The sequence below is a fragment of the Streptomyces sp. R-74717 genome, from assembly GCF_047305335.1.
GTDB lineage: Bacteria > Actinomycetota > Actinomycetes > Streptomycetales > Streptomycetaceae > Streptomyces > Streptomyces atratus.
This window is the reverse complement of sequence record NZ_CP102361.1, coordinates 9,249,919-9,268,230: the sequence shown is the minus strand read 5'-3', so window position 1 is coordinate 9,268,230 and position 18,312 is coordinate 9,249,919. Positions and strand designations below refer to the sequence as shown.

At 67.5% G+C, this 18,312-nt stretch carries 16 protein-coding genes and 3 pseudogenes; 6 read left to right on the top strand and 13 right to left on the bottom strand.

Going from position 1 to position 18,312, the window contains the following annotated elements; genetic code table 11:
- Positions 1-219: 219 nt before the first annotated feature.
- The 4 genes and pseudogenes from NRF20_RS41880 to NRF20_RS41865 form a co-directional block, all read right to left on the bottom strand.
- Positions 220-1,356, bottom strand: a complete 1,137-nt coding sequence (locus NRF20_RS41880; RefSeq protein ID WP_398629314.1) for a hypothetical protein — start codon at positions 1,354-1,356, stop codon at positions 220-222.
- Complete coding sequence (locus NRF20_RS41875) at positions 1,320-2,450, bottom strand: M4 family metallopeptidase (RefSeq protein WP_398629499.1); 1,131 nt, start codon at positions 2,448-2,450, stop codon at positions 1,320-1,322. The genes NRF20_RS41880 and NRF20_RS41875 overlap by 37 nt, the downstream gene beginning before the upstream one ends.
- Before the next feature lie 90 nt (positions 2,451-2,540).
- Positions 2,541-2,618: pseudogene (locus NRF20_RS41870) on the bottom strand (hypothetical protein); the annotation flags it as partial.
- A gap of 21 nt (positions 2,619-2,639) precedes the next feature.
- Positions 2,640-2,933: a hypothetical protein gene (locus NRF20_RS41865; protein ID WP_398629315.1), complete on the bottom strand. Its 294-nt coding sequence runs from the start codon at positions 2,931-2,933 to the stop codon at positions 2,640-2,642.
- 611 nt (positions 2,934-3,544) lie between these two features.
- Between NRF20_RS41865 and NRF20_RS41860 the strand changes: the two are divergent.
- The 3 genes and pseudogenes from NRF20_RS41860 to NRF20_RS41850 all read left to right on the top strand — a co-directional run.
- A pseudogene (locus tag NRF20_RS41860) lies at positions 3,545-3,697 on the top strand (TetR/AcrR family transcriptional regulator); the annotation flags it as partial.
- 292 nt (positions 3,698-3,989) lie between these two features.
- Positions 3,990-5,627, top strand: coding sequence for a cytochrome c oxidase subunit I (gene ctaD, locus NRF20_RS41855; protein WP_398629500.1), 1,638 nt, complete (start codon positions 3,990-3,992; stop codon positions 5,625-5,627).
- Positions 5,624-6,013 (top strand): cytochrome c oxidase subunit 4, encoded by a 390-nt coding sequence (locus NRF20_RS41850; RefSeq protein WP_398629316.1) that lies wholly within the window; start codon positions 5,624-5,626, stop codon positions 6,011-6,013. Before ctaD ends, NRF20_RS41850 begins: the two co-directional genes overlap by 4 nt.
- A gap of 9 nt (positions 6,014-6,022) precedes the next feature.
- On the opposite strand, the gene NRF20_RS41845 is transcribed toward NRF20_RS41850, so the two are convergent.
- The 3 genes from NRF20_RS41845 to NRF20_RS41835 all read right to left on the bottom strand — a co-directional run bounded on the left by NRF20_RS41845 (position 6,023) and on the right by NRF20_RS41835 (position 11,452).
- A complete protein-coding gene (locus NRF20_RS41845) occupies positions 6,023-7,663 on the bottom strand; it encodes a cytochrome bc complex cytochrome b subunit (protein WP_398629317.1) in 1,641 nt (546 codons plus the stop codon).
- A 1,007-nt stretch (positions 7,664-8,670) separates the two neighbouring features.
- Entirely contained in the window at positions 8,671-10,095 is a 1,425-nt protein-coding gene (locus tag NRF20_RS41840; protein ID WP_398629318.1) for an amino acid permease, read from the bottom strand.
- A gap of 487 nt (positions 10,096-10,582) precedes the next feature.
- Positions 10,583-11,452 carry a LysR family transcriptional regulator gene (locus tag NRF20_RS41835; RefSeq protein WP_398629319.1) on the bottom strand — a complete coding sequence of 290 codons (870 nt, stop codon included), beginning with the start codon at positions 11,450-11,452 and terminating at the stop codon, positions 10,583-10,585.
- A gap of 149 nt (positions 11,453-11,601) precedes the next feature.
- On the opposite strand from NRF20_RS41835, the gene NRF20_RS41830 reads away from it, so the two are divergent.
- Positions 11,602-12,429 (top strand): EamA family transporter, encoded by an 828-nt coding sequence (locus tag NRF20_RS41830; RefSeq protein WP_398629501.1) that lies wholly within the window; start codon positions 11,602-11,604, stop codon positions 12,427-12,429.
- 51 nt (positions 12,430-12,480) lie between these two features.
- Here NRF20_RS41830 and NRF20_RS41825 read toward each other — a convergent pair whose 3' ends face one another.
- From NRF20_RS41825 to NRF20_RS41800, 6 genes are all read right to left on the bottom strand, one after another.
- The gene (locus NRF20_RS41825; protein ID WP_398629320.1) at positions 12,481-12,621 is read right to left on the bottom strand and encodes a hypothetical protein; all 141 of its coding nucleotides are present in this window, start codon (positions 12,619-12,621) and stop codon (positions 12,481-12,483) included.
- A gap of 90 nt (positions 12,622-12,711) precedes the next feature.
- Positions 12,712-13,137, bottom strand: coding sequence for an SRPBCC family protein (locus NRF20_RS41820; RefSeq protein ID WP_398629321.1), 426 nt, complete (start codon positions 13,135-13,137; stop codon positions 12,712-12,714).
- Between the two features lie 35 nt (positions 13,138-13,172).
- Positions 13,173-14,030: an aldo/keto reductase gene (locus NRF20_RS41815; protein ID WP_413754262.1), complete on the bottom strand. Its 858-nt coding sequence runs from the start codon at positions 14,028-14,030 to the stop codon at positions 13,173-13,175.
- A complete protein-coding gene (locus NRF20_RS41810) occupies positions 14,005-14,334 on the bottom strand; it encodes a DUF4158 domain-containing protein (RefSeq protein ID WP_398629323.1) in 330 nt (109 codons plus the stop codon). Before NRF20_RS41810 ends, NRF20_RS41815 begins: the two co-directional genes overlap by 26 nt.
- A gap of 293 nt (positions 14,335-14,627) precedes the next feature.
- Positions 14,628-15,248, bottom strand: coding sequence for a hypothetical protein (locus NRF20_RS41805; protein WP_413754261.1), 621 nt, complete (start codon positions 15,246-15,248; stop codon positions 14,628-14,630).
- A gap of 222 nt (positions 15,249-15,470) precedes the next feature.
- Positions 15,471-16,595, bottom strand: coding sequence for a tyrosine-type recombinase/integrase (locus tag NRF20_RS41800; protein WP_413754260.1), 1,125 nt, complete (start codon positions 16,593-16,595; stop codon positions 15,471-15,473).
- Between the two features lie 442 nt (positions 16,596-17,037).
- Between NRF20_RS41800 and NRF20_RS41795 the strand changes: the two are divergent.
- Both NRF20_RS41795 and NRF20_RS41790 read left to right on the top strand, forming a co-directional pair.
- A pseudogene (locus NRF20_RS41795) lies at positions 17,038-18,020 on the top strand (tyrosine-type recombinase/integrase).
- A 73-nt stretch (positions 18,021-18,093) separates the two neighbouring features.
- Positions 18,094-18,276 (top strand): hypothetical protein, encoded by a 183-nt coding sequence (locus NRF20_RS41790; RefSeq protein WP_413754259.1) that lies wholly within the window; start codon positions 18,094-18,096, stop codon positions 18,274-18,276.
- Positions 18,277-18,312: the final 36 nt, after the last annotated feature.

Below are 18,312 nucleotides of genomic sequence, written 5' to 3'. Positions count from 1 at the left end.
CCGGCGCTCTGATCGCCGGAGAACACCGGCCGGACCATGTGTCACTGTGAACGATCTGACCTGCCGGAGCGCTACGGTTCGTCGAAAGGCAGCGCACGAGCGGCGTCGCAGTTCTGGTACGCGCTGTCGTCGCCATGAAGTTGGCGAGCGTTCCGTTGCTCGTACGCCAAGAGGTGGTCACCGCAAGATCCGGTGACCACCTCCGGCGCGTGGCGGATTTTACTCGCAGGTGCCCGCGAACGTCCCGCGCGTCACCACGTCCGTCGCAGCGGCCGTGGTGTCCAGCCAGACGATCCGCTGTCCGTCACCGAGCGACGGGGCCAGCTGCGAACCGGAGGAGCAGGAAGCGAGGCTGAAGTTGTTCAGCCCGGCCAGCACGTCCGCCGTCGTGGAGACCTTTACCTTGGTCGGACCGTTCCAGGCGCCGAGAACGCCCCAGATGTCGTACGTCGAGTAGGCGAAGTACTCGTCGCTGACCGAGAACTGAGCGACGTACAGACTCTTCGGGTAGGTCAGGCTCTTCATCTGGGTCACGTCTGCGGCCGGCGTCGATCCGATGGTGGTGCTCGGGATCAGGAACCCGCCGCTGATGCGGTAGAAGACGCGGTCCGAGGTGAGCTGGATGTCCGAGATGCTGTTGAACAGGAAGCCGGGGATCCGCTTGTTCTGGGTCGTCCCTGTGGCGATGTCGTAGACGTACAGGTACGTCCCGTCGCCGCTGGCCCAGGCGATGGTGCCATTCTTCATGGCGAGGCGCGAGGCCTTGGTGCCGGCGTCGGGCGTCACGTTGACCGTCGTGCCGTCGGCCTTCAGGAGCATGACGTCCTGCTCGCCGTCGGCAGTGGTGCTGATGTAGGCGAGGGCGCCGTTCTCGGTGACCGGCTCGGTCTCGTCGGCGTCCGGGGTGTCGACCAGCTTCTTGATCGCGCCTTGACCCTTCTCTCCGGCCTGGTAGATGCCGACACCGGCGGCGGAGATCCGGGTGAAGACGACACGCTCGTCGTCGAGGGACGGGTCCATCAGGTAGGCGTCCGACTGCGCCAGCTCGTGCTGGGGCTTCTTGCCGAAGCGGCCGACCGTGATACCGAAGGCGGCGCTGCCCTGGCCCCAGGCGATCGCGTCACCGTGGCCAACGGCGTAGACATCGCCACTGATCAGGGCGGCCTGCTCGTCGATGCCGCTGTAGACCTCGTAGGCGGGCAGGACATCGGCGCCGATGGTGGTGCCGTCGTGGGTGCCGGACTTCTGCTCCCAGCCCCGCTCGATGCCGTGGTCGTCGAAGGCCCGGCCGATGGCGTCGAGGTCGGCCGCGGCGACCTTCAGGGACTTCGCGGCCAGGGTAACCGCGTTGCGCATGTCGGTGAAGCCGGACAGCGGGGTGAGGAGTTCTGGGCCGCCCGGTACATGATGCGGTCGGCGGGGCCGGCGTCGATGTTCTTGCGGATGTCCCACAGCGCGCCACCGACGATGGTGGAGTTGGAGTGCACGCCGCCGTTGTCGATGTCGAGCGTGATGGGCTCGTAGTCCGTCTGCGCGTTGCGGCCGTCGTCGAGGTCGCGCAGCGCGCACTCCTCCAGCGGCTTCGTGCCGTTGCAGAGGTATTCACCGATGAGGCCGGACGTCGGGTCGCTCATCGTGACGCCCTTGTCGGCGGTCTCCATGGCGTTGCCGAAGTAGTCGGAGATCGCCTCGTTGAGGGCGCCCGACTGGTTCAGGTAGATGAGCCCGGCGGAGTGCTCGGTGACGCCGTGGGTCATCTCGTGGCCGACCACGTCCAGGCCCACGGACAGCGGCACGCCTTCCATGTGGCCGTAGACCATCTTGGAGCCGTCCCAGAAGGCGTTGGCGTAGTCCTTGCCGTTGTTCGCGACGTTGACGACGGAATAGATCGTGCCGCCCTTGCCGTCGACACCGTCACGGCCGAGCTTGTCCTTGAGGTATTCGTAGACCTTCGCGGCGTTCAGGTGTGCGTCGACTGCGCCGGAGGACGTGTTGGTGGCTTCGAACCGGTCGTTCGCGGAGGTAGCCAGGGGAATGTCCTCGGTGACCGGACCGCCCGCCACGAGCGAGTAGCTCTTGCGCTGGGCGTCATACGTGCGTATCTGGCCGCCGGTCCGCGCGTACATGTCCCGGGTGGAGTCGACGAGCGTGTAAGACCCGCCCGCCTCCTTGTTGATGTCCAGCTCCGCCTCGGAGCCGTCCACGCGCGCACCCCTGCCCTTGGCCGGCGCGGCGTCCGCGGCGTCGATGTTGTTGTATGAGAGGGCGATGCCGCCGATGTTGGCGTCGGCGTACACCTCCTGGCGCACCAGGCTGCCGTCGGCCTGGGCACCCGTGACGGTGAAGTGCCAGACCAGCTTGCCGCCTCGGGCGTCCGGCAGGACGCTCAGACCGTGCCCCTCGGTCTTGGCGTCCTTGACCCGCGACAGCTTTCCGTCGAGGGAGAACATCCGCTTCTCGGCGGTGGCCTCGGAAACGCTCGGCGTGGCGGAGACCGACAGGTCCGTGTACAGGGTGCCTGTGGCGGAGGTGACGCTCTGACCGCCGTCCGCCGCCTCGGTCTGCACGGCGTACTCGGCGCCGAAGACCGGCACCCCGTTGCGCTTCTGCTGGAAGCGGACGGACGACTGCTTGCCGTCCTAGGTGGCCATGGTCGCGGCTGTTCCGGGACGCTCCAGCCAGTCGCGCTCGACGACGCCCCGGATGGCGACCCCGCGCCGCATCAGTACGTCTTCGATCTCGTCGTGGTTGTCCTCGAAGGTGATCAACGCGTGATAATCACGCAGCGGAATCATGCTGCATACCTCGATGGTGGCCTGATCCTGCATCAGCAGCAGCCTGCGCCGGATCGCTGCCGCCCCCGACAGCACCTCGATGGGCGCTCCCGAGGCGTGGGCCTGAGCGGAACGGTGCCGTTCGGCCAGGGTCGTCACGAGCGACTCGACGCGATGCAAGGCCGCCCGACGGGATTCGCAGCAACGGGCCGAGAGCGAGCACGGGCGAGGAGGCCCGATGGCGCAGAACGGCGCCGCCGGCAGGCCGGGCGCTGGCGAGACCGCGTTCCACCAGGACATCGAGGGCACGCGCGACCTCCTCGACGCGCCCCGTCGACTCGCCCGCGAGCGAGGCGGGTTCACTGTCGGGCCGGTCGACAAGGAGCCGGTACACGGCGTCCTCCAACGGCTCCAGACCGAGGAACGTGAGCAGGGATACCTCTGCCGCATCCAGCACGACGCCGGACGGGCGAGGGCCTTCGGCGCTCAGTGCCGTCCCTCGACGCAGCCGCACCCGGAACGACCGGACGCCCGCACCGGACACACGCCGCGACACCGGAGTGCCCCGGCCCCTGCCGCACCGTCCACCACTGGACCGCCCCCTTGCCGTTGCACCGCCATTACCCAGATGAACACATTTTATCCGGCTGACCGCGTGCGATGGTGCAGCACAGCAACACAGCGGGCCGGCCGTGGTGTTGTCCGAAGAGTCTGGCGAGCCCGGACGCCACGTCGAAGCGCGCCACGATCAGTGACGTGCGGCGGCTGGAGCCCTCCTCCTCCGGGCACAGCAGGCGGGTACGGCCAGGAACGACGTCACGATTCTCGACCTCCTCGACCTGGCCAACGGAGTCGCGGGCGGCACTGAGCAGGGGGCAGAAACGGAGCGACGGGCCGGCCACCTGCTCGACGTCATGGTCACCGGCGTACGCCCCGCGTCGCCAGCACCTGGGCTGCGTCAAAACAGACGTGACGACGGTCCGGCCCATGACCGGCGGGCATCCCGGACGCTGCGGGAGGCTGGGACACCCGATCAGAGCATCGGTGAACTGGTGAAATTCGAGGTGTCACCGCCAGTCGTACGGGCCGTCCATGGTGACAGGCTCCACCATCGAGTCAACCGGGAGGGACGGATAACCGATGGCGCAGGACGTACAGGAAGCCGCGTCGGCCGAGCCGGTGGCCACCAAGCGCATCAGTGCCGGTGTGAGGCTCATGGGCTGGCTGACAACCACGGACCACAAGGTCATCGGCAATCTCTACATGGTCACCGCGTTCGGGTTCTTCCTGCTGGCCGGAGTGATGGCCATGCTCATACGAGCGGAGCTGGCCCGGCCAGGACTTCAGATCGTCAGCGCAGAACAGTACAACCAGCTGTTCACCATCCACGGCACCATCATGATGCTGCTGTTCGCCACGCCAATGTTCGGCGGCTTCGCGAACGCCATCATGCCGCTTCAGATCGGCGCGCCCGACGTCGCTTTCCCCCGCCTCAACGCGCTCACCTACTGGCTCTTCCTCTTCGGCGGAATCATCGTGGTGTCCGGCTTCGTGGTGCCCGGCGGCGCGGCACACTTCGGCTGGTTCGCCTACGCTCCGCTGAACAGTGCCGTCTTCTCGCCCGGTGCCGGCGGAGACCTCTGGACCATGGGCCTGGTGCTGTCGGGGATCAGTACGACCCTGGCATCAGTCAATTTCATCACTACGATCGTCTGTCTGCGCGCCCCGGGTATGACCATGTTCCGGATGCCGATCTTCACCTGGAACATTCTGTTTACCTCGATCCTCGCACTGCTCGCGTTTCCGGTGCTCGCTGCCACCCTGCTCGCCCTCGAGGCCGACCGGAAGTTCGGGGCGCATGTTTTCGACTCCGCGAATGGCGGGGCGCTGCTGTGGCAGCACCTGTTCTGGTTCTTCGGCCATCCCGAGGTCTACATTGTCGCGTTGCCCTTCTTCGGAGTGGTGAGCGAGATCATTCCGACGTTCAGCCGGAAGCCGATGTTCGGGTATTTCGGAATGGTGATGGCAACGATCAGCATCACCATGCTCTCGGCGGTTGTCTGGGCCCACCACATGTTCGTGACGGGAGCCGTTCTCCTGCCCTTCTTCTCCGCCATGTCGTTCATCATCGCCGTGCCCACCGGTGTCAAGTTCTTCAACTGGATCGGCACCATGTGGCACGGCAGTCTCTCCTTCGAGACACCCATGCTCTGGGCGATCGGCTTCCTCGTGACTTTTCTCCTCGGCGGCCTCAGTGGAGTGCTGATCGCCTCACCGCCGCTGGACTTCCATCTCACCGATTCGTACTTCATCGTCGCCCACCTCCATTACGTGCTCTTCGGAACAGTGGTCTTCGCGATGTTCGGCGGCTTCTACTTCTGGTGGCCCAAGTTGACCGGACGTATGCTGGACGAACGCATCGGACGTCTTCATTTCTGGACCTTGTTCGTCGGCTTTCAGCTGACCTTCCTGGTACAGCACTGGCTGGGTGAGGCCGGAATGCCCAGGCGTTACGCCGACTATCTCGCGGTGGACGGCTTCACCGTGCTCAATACGATCTCGTCCGTCGGCTCCTTTCTGCTGGGCCTGTCGACACTGCCATTCCTGTACAACGTGTGGCACACCAGCCGTTTCGCGCCGAAGGTCGAGGTGGACGACCCGTGGGGGTTCGGCCGTTCCCTGGAGTGGGCGACCTCCTGCCCGCCACCGAGGCACAATTTCCGGGCTTTGCCTCGCGTACGTTCCGACTCGCCGGCCTTCGACCTGCACCACCCCCTCGCGCCGGAGAAGCCGGGCCTCGGCCGAGGCGGGTCCCACTCCACATCGGGCGCCGCAGAGGAGTCGGGCGAATGAAGACCGAGGCCGTTCTCTTCGCCGGAGTCGTGGGGTTCTTTCTCGTGACCGATGTTCTCTACGCCGTGTGGTCCCGGGACCCGACAGGCACGACGGCTCTTACCATCTCGTTCCTCATGGCGTCGCTGGTCACGTTCTTCTTCGCCACCAACTACCGGAGGAAGGGACTGCGCCCCGAGGACCGCGGGGACGGGCACATCCATGAGCGGTCCGGTCCGGTGGACTTCTTTTCCCCGCACAGCATCTGGCCGTCGCTGACAGCCACGGGGATGGCCGTGCTCGCTCTCGGTGTGGTGTTCGGTCTGTGGCTCTTCCTGATCGGGCTGGGCGTGGTCCTGTCAGGGGTGTTCGGAATGGTCTTCCAATACGCGCGCGCCCAGGACTGAGGACGGTTCTCAGTCCTCTGGCTCGCGGACCGGCTCCGGCGGCGCGGTCCGCTCGGCGATCCGGGACCGTTGCTCGTCCGTGGCGGGCAGTTCCACACGGTCCCCGTAGTACCAGCCGCTCAGTACGGACCGAAGCCGTCGCCGACGCGAGATCGGGCCCTCCGCGGGGAGCTCCAGGGGCGTCGGGACATCACGCATCAGGATGCGGTAGCGGGCTGTCGGGCTCAGGCCGCGGTGGCTCTCCGAGAGGTCGCCGTTCATCGACTGGGTCACCTGGCCGGTCTCCTCACCTTCGGTCAGTCGGCGGCGGTCCCGCATCTGAAGGGCCAGGCAGAGGCGTTTGGTCAGCGCGAAGGCCAGGAGCGGACCGGTGATCAGCGCAATTCTGAGGATCCAGGTCATGGCCTCGACCGAAACCCTGAACGAGAAGGCGACGACGTCGTTGCCGCCGGCGACCAGGAGAACGGCGTAGAAGACGATGGCCGCCGCACCGAGCCCCGTACGGGTCGGCCGGTTGCGCGGCCGATCGCACAGATGGTGTTCCCTGCGGTCGCCCGTCACCCATTTCTCGAAGAAGGGATAGAGGAACAGCACTGTGAAGACCACGCCTGGCAGCACGATCGCCGGAATGAACACATTCCACATGATGGTGTGGCCCGCGATGTCGGTCTCCCATGGCGGCATCAGCCGGAGCGCGCCCTCCAGGAACCCGACATACCAGTCCGGCTGTGCGTTACCGGAAACCTGGTCGCCGCGGTAGGGGCCGTAGTTCCATACGGGGTTGATCTGGGCGAGGGCGCCCAACAAGGTCAGTACGCCGAACACCATGAGGAAGAAACCTGTGGTCTTCGCGGTGAAGTGAGGAAACGCCGGTGACCCGACGGCGTTCTCATTGGTCTTCCCCTGACCTGCCCAGTGCGTGTGTTTGAGGTAGACCACCAGGATGAGATGAGCGGTGATCAGCGCCACGATCAGGCCGGGCACGAGCAGGACATGCACGGGATACAGACGGGGGATCACGTCATTGCCCGGAAACTGTCCGCCGAAGACGAACAGCTCCAAATACGTTCCGACGACAGGGATCGACCCCACAATGGTGGCCGCCGTCCTCAGGCCCGTACCGGACAGCAGGTCGTCGGGCAGCGAGTAGCCCGCGAATCCCTCGAGGAGCGCGAGTACGAACAGTGTCACGCCCACGATCCAGTTGGCCTCCCGCGGTTTGCGGAAGGCGCCGGTGAAGAAGATCCGCAGCATATGGACGGCGATCGCGGCGACGAACACCAGTGCCGCCCAGTGGTGGACCTGACGGATCAGCAGGCCCCCGCGCACGGCGAAGCTGATATCGAGGGTGGTGGTGTAGGCCTGCGTCATCCTCACGCCCCGAAGGGGCGCATAGGAACCGGTGTAGACGCTCTCCATCATGCTCGGGTCGAAGAACAGCGTGAGGTACACGCCGGTGAGGAGCAGGACCACAAAGGAGTAGAGGGCGATCTCGCCGAGGAGAAAAGACCAGTGGTCGGGAAAGGCCTTGCGCAGCAACTGCCTGGCCGGCTCGCTGATGGGCAGGCGCGCATCCATCGCACCGTATCCACTGACCGCCGCCTGCCCGGCCCGGGCCTTCAGCTGCGCCTTACGCCTCCGCAGGGGCATGCACCACTCTCCCGTCGGTCTTCCTTCCACCCCCCGCACCCATTGTCACGGTTCGCCCTTTATGGGTAACGCATTACTCGAAGGGACTACGCAGAATCGCGGGATCGGCACCTGATCGGCCGACTTGGTCCTGACGTGCAGGGTGGAGCCGGGCTGGTGCGTCGGGCCCGCCCGCGAGCGATGTGCGGGATCCCGCCGACGCAAGGGGTGATGCGCGTTGCCCCGTCGCCCTCGACGGCATGACTCCGTTCACCCAACCGGCGATCTCCACAGGCAGTTGGCGGAACTCTGAAACGTCGGCGACTTCCTCCTCAGCCGGCCGTCTCCGCGCACATCCGGTCCGCGTCATACCCCCCACGACGGGAACCCTCAGAGCCCCGGCGCCCACGGCCGCCACACCGCCGGTCTTCCGCGAGCGGGATGCGAGGTGTGCGCCACCGGCGTGCAGTGACCCGCAGTCCGTCCGATTCCGGATTACCCATGCGAGGCGCCAGGCCGCAGCCCGTCGGCGCGGCGACTGCACGGCCGCCCCACACGTAATGAAGATCGCCACGAGATCGACGCCGAGCCGTCGCGCATCCGCCATCGGCCGGCGCCGTCGCCGCGGACCTGCGGCGCACCGAACCGCGAGCCATACGCAAGGAAGCCGACCTCCTGGCCCACGCCGTCGGCGTGGCCGCCGTCAGCCGACCCGGGACACACAGGGACAGGGGACGATCTGTCCCCCTGTCCCGCCGTCCATGTCCGATACGGGTACCGGCGAATTCCGCGTACCGCTCGCCAACGGCAGAGGGCTGTCGAGCGGGACATCCCAGAGCTGCCCGAACTCATCCTGCACAACAGCCCCATCCACCGCTGGATCCGTCCGGTCTGCGCGGTCGCGCGGGGCAAGCCCGCATGCGACTGTGAAGGACTGCGCCTGATGACTTGCCAGCACGTCGAGCACATGCACTCCAACGCACCCGTCCACACCTGGCCGATCGGCTGACCAGTCCCCCGCCGAGGCGTCAGGCGCGCGCCTTACGGGCCGACATCCATGCGTAGACCAGGACACCCGCGAAGAGAAACAGCACGCCCTGGTAAACGGCTGCGTAGCCGGAGCCCGCCAGGAGCCACATGGAGAATCCAAAGGCGGCGAGCGCGAGCACGGCGTCACGGGCGAGGCGAGCCGGGCGGACCCGGTCACGCTGTCCCGAGACGAGGAAGTACAGCTGGGCCGCCGTCGTCAGAAGGTACGGGACGGTCGCGGTGAAGGTCGTGACCAGCACCAGGATCTCGAACACCCGGGCCGTCCCGGCCATGTAGTTGTAGACAGTCAGCAGCGAGGCGAGCACAACCGTGACAGTCACGCCGAAGGTCGACACGCCACGCCGCTTCACCGCGAAGCGCGCCGGAAACAGGCCGTCGCGGGCGGCGGCGTACGCGGTCTGGGCGCTCAGCAGCGTCCAGCCGTTGAGCGCGCCCACGATCGACACCAGCGCCGCGCAGGCGACCGCCGTGCCGCCCCATGTGCCGCCGAACATGGCGTTGACGGCGTCGGTGAAGGGGGCGCTGGAGGTGAGCAGCTTGTCGTGCGCGACGGTACCGAAGACGGCGAGTGTGCCCAGCAGGTACACCAGCGCCGCGCCGAGCGTGCCGAGGACGGTCGCCCGCCCGACGTTGCGCCGCGGGTTACGCACCTCACCCGCGCTGACCGCCGCCGACTCGACGCCGAGGTAGCTGAAGAGCAGGATCGCGGCGGACGCGGAGACCGCGCCGAGGGCGCCACCGTCCGTGGCCTGGAAGGGACCGAGGTTGTCCGGGTCGAAGAAGAACAGCCCGCCGATCGCGACCAGCAGCAAAGGAACGAACTTCAGCACGGTGGAGACGAGCTGCACCGCGCCGACGTAACGGGTCCCCGCGAGGTTGGCGAGAGCCGGCAGCCACTGCACGACGAGTGCGGCGGTCATCATCAGCCACGGCGAGCCGTGCAGGGGCAGCAGCACGTCCAGGTAGCCCACGGCGGTGACGGCGAGCGCCGCGTTGCTCACCCAGGAGGTGATCCAGTACGACCAGGCGGCCAGGAAGCCCGCGAAATCGCCGAAGGCCTCGCGCACGTAGACGTACGGCCCGCCGGTGCGCGGGTCGCGCTGTGCGAGCCGCCCGAAGACGAGCGCGAGCGCGATGGCGCCGACGGTGAGCACGCCGAAGGCGACGAGGCTGATGGTGCCGTACGGGGCGACGGACACCGGGAGCAGAAAGATGCCGCCGCCGATGATGTTGCCCATGACCAGTGCGGTGGCGACCGGAAGCCCGAAACGCCGGGCGTGCCGACTGCCCCCTTCCCGCTCCGGGGACGGAAGGTGCTCCGTCCGGGCTGCGCCGGGACCTTGGGCCGGAGCGGGGCCGTCCGGGGCCGGAGCCGATGGCGAGACGGTTCCGGTGTCGTGCATGGGGTGGTGCGCCTTTCATCGTGCTGGGTACCGTCGTCTGCTCCGCGAGGCAGCGCCACGGCCCCCGGCCCGTGCAGCGGCGGCCCAGCGTGCGGGCGCACGCCTGCTGCGGAAACCGCCGGGGGAAGCTTCCATGCTCGGTTATCGGACACCGCACAACAAATCGCCGGTGAATGTTCACCGAGGTACTGGCCGCGACCGAAAATCGGACGGAACTGAGCCCGCGCGACCGCGCATCCTTCTCCGCACCGCCGGAATGAATCGCACCAAGGAGCTGCGATCGGCGCGCACGCTGGTCGAGCACCGTATTCCCGTAGCCGCCGAGGCACTGGCGTCATCTGCCACCGACCTGCGTTCCCTGGGCGAGGCGCCTGCAGCGTTCTGGCCCCCGGGGACGACCGGCAGCCGACTCGCGGGCCTCCGGCGGTGACTCCGGACGGGCCGCCCCAGCAGAACCGGTTCGAGGCTCCGTGTCGAGAGCTCGGTGTCAGGCGTCTTCACGGTAGAGGTCGCAGAGCAGGGCGACGGCGGCGTGCGTAGCAGGGTGGGGGTCATGCCGGCGCCAGATGAGGTGGACGGGCACGGGGTCGGCGTCACGCAGGGGCCGGTAGGTGATGCCGTCACGGCGGTACTGGGTGGCGGTGGCCTGTGGCGTGACGCCGACGCAACGGCCGGTGGCGATGGCGGCCAGCCAGTCGTCGATGTCCTGGGTGTACTCCACGACGGGGCGGAAACCTTCGGGCCACAGGTCCAGGGTGGTTGTGCCGGTGCGGCGGTCGACGACGAGGGTGCGCTCGCGGATTTCCCCGAGCCGGACACTGCGACGCCTGGCCCATGGGTCGTCTGAGGCCAGGGCCACACAGCGGCGCTCCTGGCCGACAAGGGCGTGGGCATAACAGCGGGTGTCGATGACGGTGCGGACGACGGCCAGGTCGCACAGGCCCTCGGCCAGGCCACCGGTAGGGGTGTTGTGGCGGATCAGGTGCAGTTCGACATCGGGGCGGCGGTCGTGCCAGCGCCGCTGGAACTCGGTGGTGTGGCGGCCCATTGCCGACCATGCGTGGCCGACGCGCAGGCGGGTGTGGCCAGTGGTGGCCAGGCGCACCAGTTCATCGGCGCCGGCGAGCAGGTGGCGGGCGCCGGCAAGTACCTGTACGCCGGCGGTGGTGGGGGTGACCGTACGGCTGGTGCGGTGCAGCAGCCGTACGCCGAGGATTCGCTCCAGCGCAATCAGGGTGCGGGAGACCGCGGCCTGGGAGACACCGAGCTCGATCGCTGCATCGGTGAAGCTGCCTGTGTCGACGATGGTGACCAGGCAGCGCAGGTGCCGCAGCTCAAGCGCCGTTCGACCATCCATGCGCCAAGTGTATAGATGGTGCGTCCAATGCATTTTGCGTATGCATCGCCGCGGCAGATGGTCGTGTCATGACAACCGATGCTCGTACGGAAATGACAGCCGGGGCCGTACCTCCGATGGCCCCGCCCCGGCTGTCCGGGATCGCCCTGATGCTGGGAAGCGGTCTGTCCAATCAGGTCGGAGCGTCGGTGGCCGCCCTAGCCTTCCCGGTCCTTGGACCGGTAGGCGTTGTGGCGGTGCGCCAGTGGGTGGCCGCCGCAGTGCTGCTGGGCGCGGGCCGGCCGAAGCTGCGGTCATTCACCACCGCGCAATGGCGGCCTGTGCTGGGCCTGGCGGCGGTGTTCGCCGCCATGAACCTCACGTTGTACATGGCGATCGACCGGATCGGTCTCGGTCTCGCGGTCACCTTGGAGTTCCTCGGCCCGCTCACCGTGGCACTGGCCGGCTCCCGCCGCCGTACCAATCTGGTCTGCGCCCTCGCCGTCGCCGCGGCCGTGGTGGTCCTCACGCGCCCCCGGCCGAGCACCGACTACCTCGGCATAGGTCTGGCCCTGCTCGCCGCCGTCTGCTGGGGCTGTTACATCCTGCTCAACCGCACCGTGGGCGAGCGCCTGCCAGGTCTGCAGGGCTCGGCCGCGGCCGCGGCCGTCTCCGGCCTGCTCTACCTGCCAGTAGGCGTCGCAGTCCTGTGGCTCCACCGCCCCACGGCCCCTGCTCTGCTGTGCGCGCTGACCGCCGGAGTGCTGTCCTCCGCCGTGCCGTTCCTGGCTGACCTGCTCGCGCTGCGCCGGATCCCGGCCCACTTTTTCGGGATCTTCATGAGCGTCAACCCGGTGTCCGCCGCCCTGGTCGGCCTGCTCGTGCTGGGCCAGCACATCGACATGGCATCGTGGCTGGCCATCGCCGTGATCGTGACCGCCAACGCCCTCGCCGTGGGCACAGTCGCTCAGCACCCCAAGGAGAAGGAGGCCCCATAAAGGTACTCACCGATCACCCCCACCCGGAGCCTGCCTCGTTCAACGCCGCCATCAAGGACACCACCATCGGGGGCCGAGGATTCCGAGAAAATAGAACTCGTCCACCGCCGGCTGGCCGACGAAGTGGTCGACACCACCATCGGCATCAAGGTCGTCGGCGGCCTTTTCGAAAGGCGAACCCGCATCGTCCAAGTCGACCAGGATGGCGCACCGCCCGCTCGCGCCCGTGGCCACGGCGGCCGCCCCGAGCGCGACTCTGGGACATGAAACCCAGCCCGCCTGTCAGTCGGCTTCAACGGTGAGCGTCCGGTGCAGTGCGGCGAGGCCCTCGGTGTAGATGCCGTGGAACAGGGCGATGGCCTCGTCGTCGCTGATGGCGTTTGGAATGAAGGTGCCGGACCACTCCACGCGGGCCGTGTCCTGTCCGGGCACGTCGTGCACGGTGAGGGTGGAGCGGTATCCGATGACAGGGAAGCGGGCCCGGAGGATGGAGCAGCTGTAGGTGCGGGCCTCGTCGTCGAAGGATTCGAGACGCTCGACGATGACGCCGCCGCCTTCGTTGGCAAGGGTGCGGACTCGTCCGCCCTCGCTGAGTTCGCTGGTGGGGATGTAGGGCAGCCAGTCGGGAAGCGAGTCGAAGCCGCCGATGAGCTGCCGGATGCGGTCAGGCGATACGGGAATGTCGATGGATGCGGTGGTTGTGGCCACGGGATTCTCCTGGAGAACTGATTCAGGGGAAGAAGTCAGGCGGCGGGTACGGGCGCGGAGTCTGCGATCAGCTTCTCCTCGCGCAGGGCCGTCCAGAAGGCAGCCGGGATCGTCTCGTCGAGAGCCGCGAGGTCTTCCGCGATGCGGCTGGGCTTCCTGGCGCCGGGGACCGCAGCAGCCGTCGCCGGGTGGGCAAGGGAGAACTGCAGTGCGGCAGCCCTGACCTCGATCCCGTGTCGCTCGGCGAGTGCCTGGAAGACGACCTGACGAACTGTTCCCTCCGGGGTGCCGAGCGACGCCTCGGCGAGCTTGAAGAGGATGTTCTCCTTGCCCGACACCTTCTTGAACGCGTTGATCAGCTGCTCGGTGACCTTCTTCTCCGCCCGCGCCCCGATCCGGTGCACTGTGGAGATCAGCAGTTCCACCAGCGTGTCGGTGATCTCCCGCTCCCGCTCGTGCAGCAGGGCGGCCAGCAAGGTCACCCGCAGCGGCACCGGGTGCGTCCGCAGGTGGGAAGGCAATTCCACTGCGGCCCGCGCCCGCCAGCCAGCCACGACCTTCGGCGCGACGTCGATGAACAGATCTGGCGGCAGACCGATCGCCCGCACCGCCAGGAGCTTGTCGATCTCGGTGAGCATCGTCTCCAGGCTCACGTTGCCCGGCGCTTCCTTGATCTTCCCCAGCACCGGCAGCGCATCCACGCCCTCTGTGCCACCGCCGGTTCCGGCGGCGTCGTCCTGGTCGGTGCCGGCGGTCACCAGAGCCACCAGCCGCTCGATACTCTCCGCGGTCAGCCGCGAGGAGATCTGCGCGGTCAGCGACTCCTCGGCCGACCTCAGGGCGGCCGGCAGCCGGGGCGAGCCGGTCTCACCGGCCCGCCGTGGGCGGCTCAATGCTCTCCTCGCGACAGCGGGCCAACAGTTCCACCCGGACCGGCTCGGGCCTGCGTTCCTTGTGCGCGACGTGCTCGGCCAGATACGCCGTCAGCTTCTCCGCGTCCGCGACGCTGCACTCACGGAAACCGAGGTGTCCCCGGATCTGCGCGCGGTGGTACTCGACCGTACGGCCCGTCCAGTCGTAGGAATCCAGCTCCGAGGCGGGAACCTGCACCTGCCGGGCGACGAACTCCACGGCCTCACCGGGCAGCTCTGCCCGATTCCGGGGAAACCGGCCGTACTGCGTGTAAAACTTCAGCACACGGCGAAGCCCAGTCGCGTCACACCGCGCTTGCCGGAGACGAGCCCCTGCTCGTCCTTCAGCAGCGTCCAGTGCTCGACTAACTCGTCCAGGTCCAACGGGGTACGGGCCACAGTTGTCGATCGTCCTCGCGGGGCTTCACACACCGCAGCCGTACGGCCCCGAGCTCACCCACACGGGTGACGCCCTCGCAAGATCACCGCCGTTTGAGGCTGGTGACAGGTTCTTACCGGCACCCCCGGTTCGGTGGAACCACCGGTAGGAGAGGCCATCCGGTCGCCCCGTCCGGGACTTCAGGAACGGAAGCCGATAACGCCAAAGCCCGGCCGTCCCACCGCGTGCCGCATCCAGCCGAGACACTGCATAACGGCCTCCACAACTTCAGGCTCCAGCGGTGGCGCCTGGCCCGACTCGTCGACCGCCCGCTTGGTGGCCTCGAACTGCTCCAGCGCCTGTGCGATGTGATCGGGCGTCCACTCACCGCAGCCCGGTATGAATGTGTACGGCAGAGGATCGGGCAGGTCGCTGTAGCTGAAGGCCTCGACAGACACGGCGGTGACGTCCAGAGCATTCAGGCCCTCGTCGACCACCGACAGCCAGTCACCCCGGTGCGGCGTAAAACAGTTGTTGTCCAGGAACGAGCCGGTGAGCGAGCACAGCCGCTTGTAGGCGTAGCCGTACTGGAAGGCGTGGTCCTTGTTCTCGTTGAAGGGCCCGCCGTTGATGACCGCGCGCAGTGCCTCGTATGCCGTGGGGGCGCCTTCCTCGATTGCGTGGCTGAAATAGTCGTCGTCGCGTGCCAGGTCGTCCCCGAAGCTGTTGCGGATCACCTCCAGCAACTGGTCATCGCGGGATCCGACCAAGGCACGCGTAGCGGCCACGTCGAGCAGGTAGACGCTCAGAGAAGAACTCATGGGACGAACCTAAGGGAAGCCTCTGACACTGCTACGCGCGGCCGCTGACGGGCGCAGGGACCACGGCATCGCAGCTCGGCAACGCCGACCAGGCTGAACGGTGGGGCCAACCCGCTACCCGAGCGTATGACGGCCCTATGTCACGGTCGACTCAGGCGTCTGCCGGGTGCAGTCCAAACTCGTTCACCTCACGCAGCTTCCACGTGTAGCCGACCTTGCGTTTCACGACTGCCTCCGGTTCTGGCTCTCCAGAGCGGCGGCGACGGTGCTGTCGAGGTGTCGCCGCAAAGTGCGGGTGCGGAAGTCCGAGCTGACACAGGTGTAGATCGAGGTTGTGCTCGCGTGGTCGTGGCCGACTTGTTCTTGGACGAACCGCGGGTCCCAACCGTCCTCGGTCAGATGCGTGACGTAGGACCTGCGGAAGGAGTGGAAGTCCAACCCTTCGTCCAAGCCCAGGGCCTGACGGTAGGCGATGAAGCGGGAGTTGAGTCGCTGACAGCCGATGCGCAGCCCGCGCTCCGAGGGCCAAGCCGCGGGGTTGCCCTCGGCACCGAACAGCGGTCGGACCTCGGTGAACCACTCGTCCAGGACGTCGGGAGTCCAGTCCCACACGGTCAGCACGGAACGGCGCTTGGGAGGTGAGCCCTTCTTGGCCTTGCCGAAGCGGACCCGGCATAGGCCGAATTCGCCGGACTCGGCTCCGTGCGGGTTGCGGCCGAAGTCGGCGGCGTCCAGCATCCGCGTCTCATTCCGCCGTGTGCCGAAGGCGTACGCGGTCTTGAACAGGGTCGCGTCACGGAAGGCTGGAAGCCAGCCCTTGCGGCCGAAGGCCCGGATGCGGGCGACCTCGTCGTCGCAGTGGGCGAAGAAGGCGTGCAGCTCAGCCTTGGTGAAGGCCCGCTTCTTCGCGTCGGCCTCGTTGTCCTGGACGTGGACGGCGGTGTTCCACTCGTGCACGACCTGGATCGGGTGGGAACCGAACCGCTCTTCGCAGGTGGTGGCCCACTCGTAGAGGGGATCGGTGGCGAAGTGGCAGAAGGCGCGGACGGCTTCGGAGTACGAGCGGATCGTCGATCGCTTCAGGTCACGCAGTGAGCGCAGGTCACCAAGCCATTCGTCGACCATCGCCGGTGTCCACTGCCACGGGAAGGCGTTCACGTAGGCGGCGAACGCCTTCACCGTGTTCTCCCGGCCCTCGACCGTTGAGCGGGCCAGGTTCCGCGCGAGCTGCTGGTTGGCGAATCCGCCCGACATCGCTGTGAACACCTGCTCTTCCGGCCGCAGCAGCGCGACCCCATCTGCCAGGTGCAGCGTCGCCGCCCCCGGCGCGGTCCCTCTGAACCTCACCTGCTACCACTCTCCGTCACTCGCATCTGATGCGAGGAAACTGCATCAGATGCGAGCCGGAGCTGAAACCGCAGGCCATCCACCCCCCACGAGTGACAAGGGCTCGCCACCGCCCCTCACCAAGCACTACGGTCACAGTCCACCCAGACGTCCGACGCCGCTGGTCAGCTGCATAGCCGCACATCGCATCGGACACGACGCGCATACCGTCGCCAGTTCGCATCCGATGCAGTTGGCGGCGCTTGGAACATCGGAACGAAAACCGGCGCTAAGGATCTGTCGGCCCTGATGGGCGGCTGACGGGGCGTCGGCCGTGGGACCGGTCTGAAGTTGTCCCGCAGATAGCGCCCTATTATCTGCGGGACGGCCGATCCCGACCTGCGGGAACGGCTCGGAGGCCGTGCGTGAAGCGGCCCCGTTATCTGCGGCAAGAGGGGAAGCGGTGCCGACACTCGTACGACTGCCCGCCGGGAAGGGGCGGGGCTGACCGTACGGAGCGCGGCGGACGCGTTCCTCGATTCGCTCGGCAACGCGAACACGGTCCGCAACTACGGGATCGGGGTCGGCAAGACCGCCGAACAGCTCGGAGGCCCGCCCGCTCGCTCGCCACGATCGCGGACGACGAGATCGGCGGCGCCCTCGAACAACTGTGGGGCGAAGCGGCGGTCAACACCTGGAACGCCCGCCGGGCGTCGGTGCTGTCGTGGCTGGGCTGGTGCAGCGAGCACGGGTACGACGGCCCGAAGGTGCCGGCGTTCGCGAACCAGATGACCCCGCCGGACTCCGAGACCCCGGCCCGCTCGAAGATGGCCATCGACCGGCTGATCGCCCGCCGCGACGTCCACCTCCGGGAGAAGACTCTGTGGCGGATGCTGTACGAGACCTGCGGGCGGTCGGAGGAGATCCTCGGCGTCAACATTGAGGAGCTGGACCTCGCGGGGCGACGCCCCGGTGAAGGCCAAGGGCGCGAAGCCGCGCACCCGCCGCCGCGGCGCGATGCGCGAGGACTTCGTGCTGGAGACCGTCTACTGGGACGCGGGCACCGCCCGACTGCTGCCCCGCCTGCTCACGGGCCGTACGCGCGGGCCGGTGTTCGTCACCCACCGCAGGCCGGGCCCCGGCAAAGTCGTCAGCCCGCGCGACGTGTGCCCCGACACCGGGCTGGTCCGGCTGTCATACGGGCAGGCCCGCATGCTGCTGGACGAGCACACCGCCCTCGGCGGCGAGAGCGGCACCGGCTGGGACCTCCATGAGTGGAGACATTCCGGGCTCACGCACCTCGGCGAGGGCGGGGCGAGCCTGCTGATGCTGATGGCGAAGTCCCGGCACAAGAAGCCGGAGAACGTACGGCGCTACTTCCATCCCTCGGCGGAGGCGATCGCCGAGGTCACCAGCCTGCTCGCGCCGGGTGGCAGCAGGCGCTGAGGGCGATCACGGCCGCTACTGGTACCCGGGTGTGTCGTTGACAGGGGGTCCATCATCTGCTCGGAGGCATCTGATGACCAATCCGTTCAGTTCCTGGGTAGGCACGCTGGCGCCCAGGGTGGGGATTCCGGTGTCGATCCTGGTCCAGTCCGCTGTGGCGGGGACCGTCGAGGATCTGATCACCGAGCATGCCGACGACCTGTTCGCGGTCCTCGAAGCGCGTGGAGAGGCGGCCTGGAAGGAGGGGTGCCGGTAAGAACCGTGTCGCCGATCCTGCTGGTTAATTCCATGC

What these genes read in the sequence shown, in the direction of transcription:
- NRF20_RS41880 (WP_398629314.1), bottom strand. Translation starts at nt 1,356, where the DNA reads ATGCGCAACGCGGTTACCCTGGCCGCGAAGTCCCTGAAGGTCGCCGCG.
- NRF20_RS41875 (WP_398629499.1), bottom strand. Translation starts at nt 2,450, where the DNA reads ATGTTCTCCCTCGACGGAAAGCTGTCGCGGGTCAAGGACGCCAAGACC.
- ctaD (WP_398629500.1), top strand. Translation starts at nt 3,990, where the DNA reads ATGGGCTGGCTGACAACCACGGACCACAAGGTCATCGGCAATCTCTAC.
- NRF20_RS41850 (WP_398629316.1), top strand. Translation starts at nt 5,624, where the DNA reads ATGAAGACCGAGGCCGTTCTCTTCGCCGGAGTCGTGGGGTTCTTTCTC.
- NRF20_RS41845 (WP_398629317.1), bottom strand. Translation starts at nt 7,663, where the DNA reads ATGCCCCTGCGGAGGCGTAAGGCGCAGCTGAAGGCCCGGGCCGGGCAG.
- NRF20_RS41840 (WP_398629318.1), bottom strand. Translation starts at nt 10,095, where the DNA reads ATGCACGACACCGGAACCGTCTCGCCATCGGCTCCGGCCCCGGACGGC.
- NRF20_RS41835 (WP_398629319.1), bottom strand. Translation starts at nt 11,452, where the DNA reads ATGGATGGTCGAACGGCGCTTGAGCTGCGGCACCTGCGCTGCCTGGTC.
- NRF20_RS41830 (WP_398629501.1), top strand. Translation starts at nt 11,602, where the DNA reads ATGCTGGGAAGCGGTCTGTCCAATCAGGTCGGAGCGTCGGTGGCCGCC.
- NRF20_RS41805 (WP_413754261.1), bottom strand. Translation starts at nt 15,248, where the DNA reads ATGAGTTCTTCTCTGAGCGTCTACCTGCTCGACGTGGCCGCTACGCGT.
- NRF20_RS41790 (WP_413754259.1), top strand. Translation starts at nt 18,094, where the DNA reads ATGACCAATCCGTTCAGTTCCTGGGTAGGCACGCTGGCGCCCAGGGTG.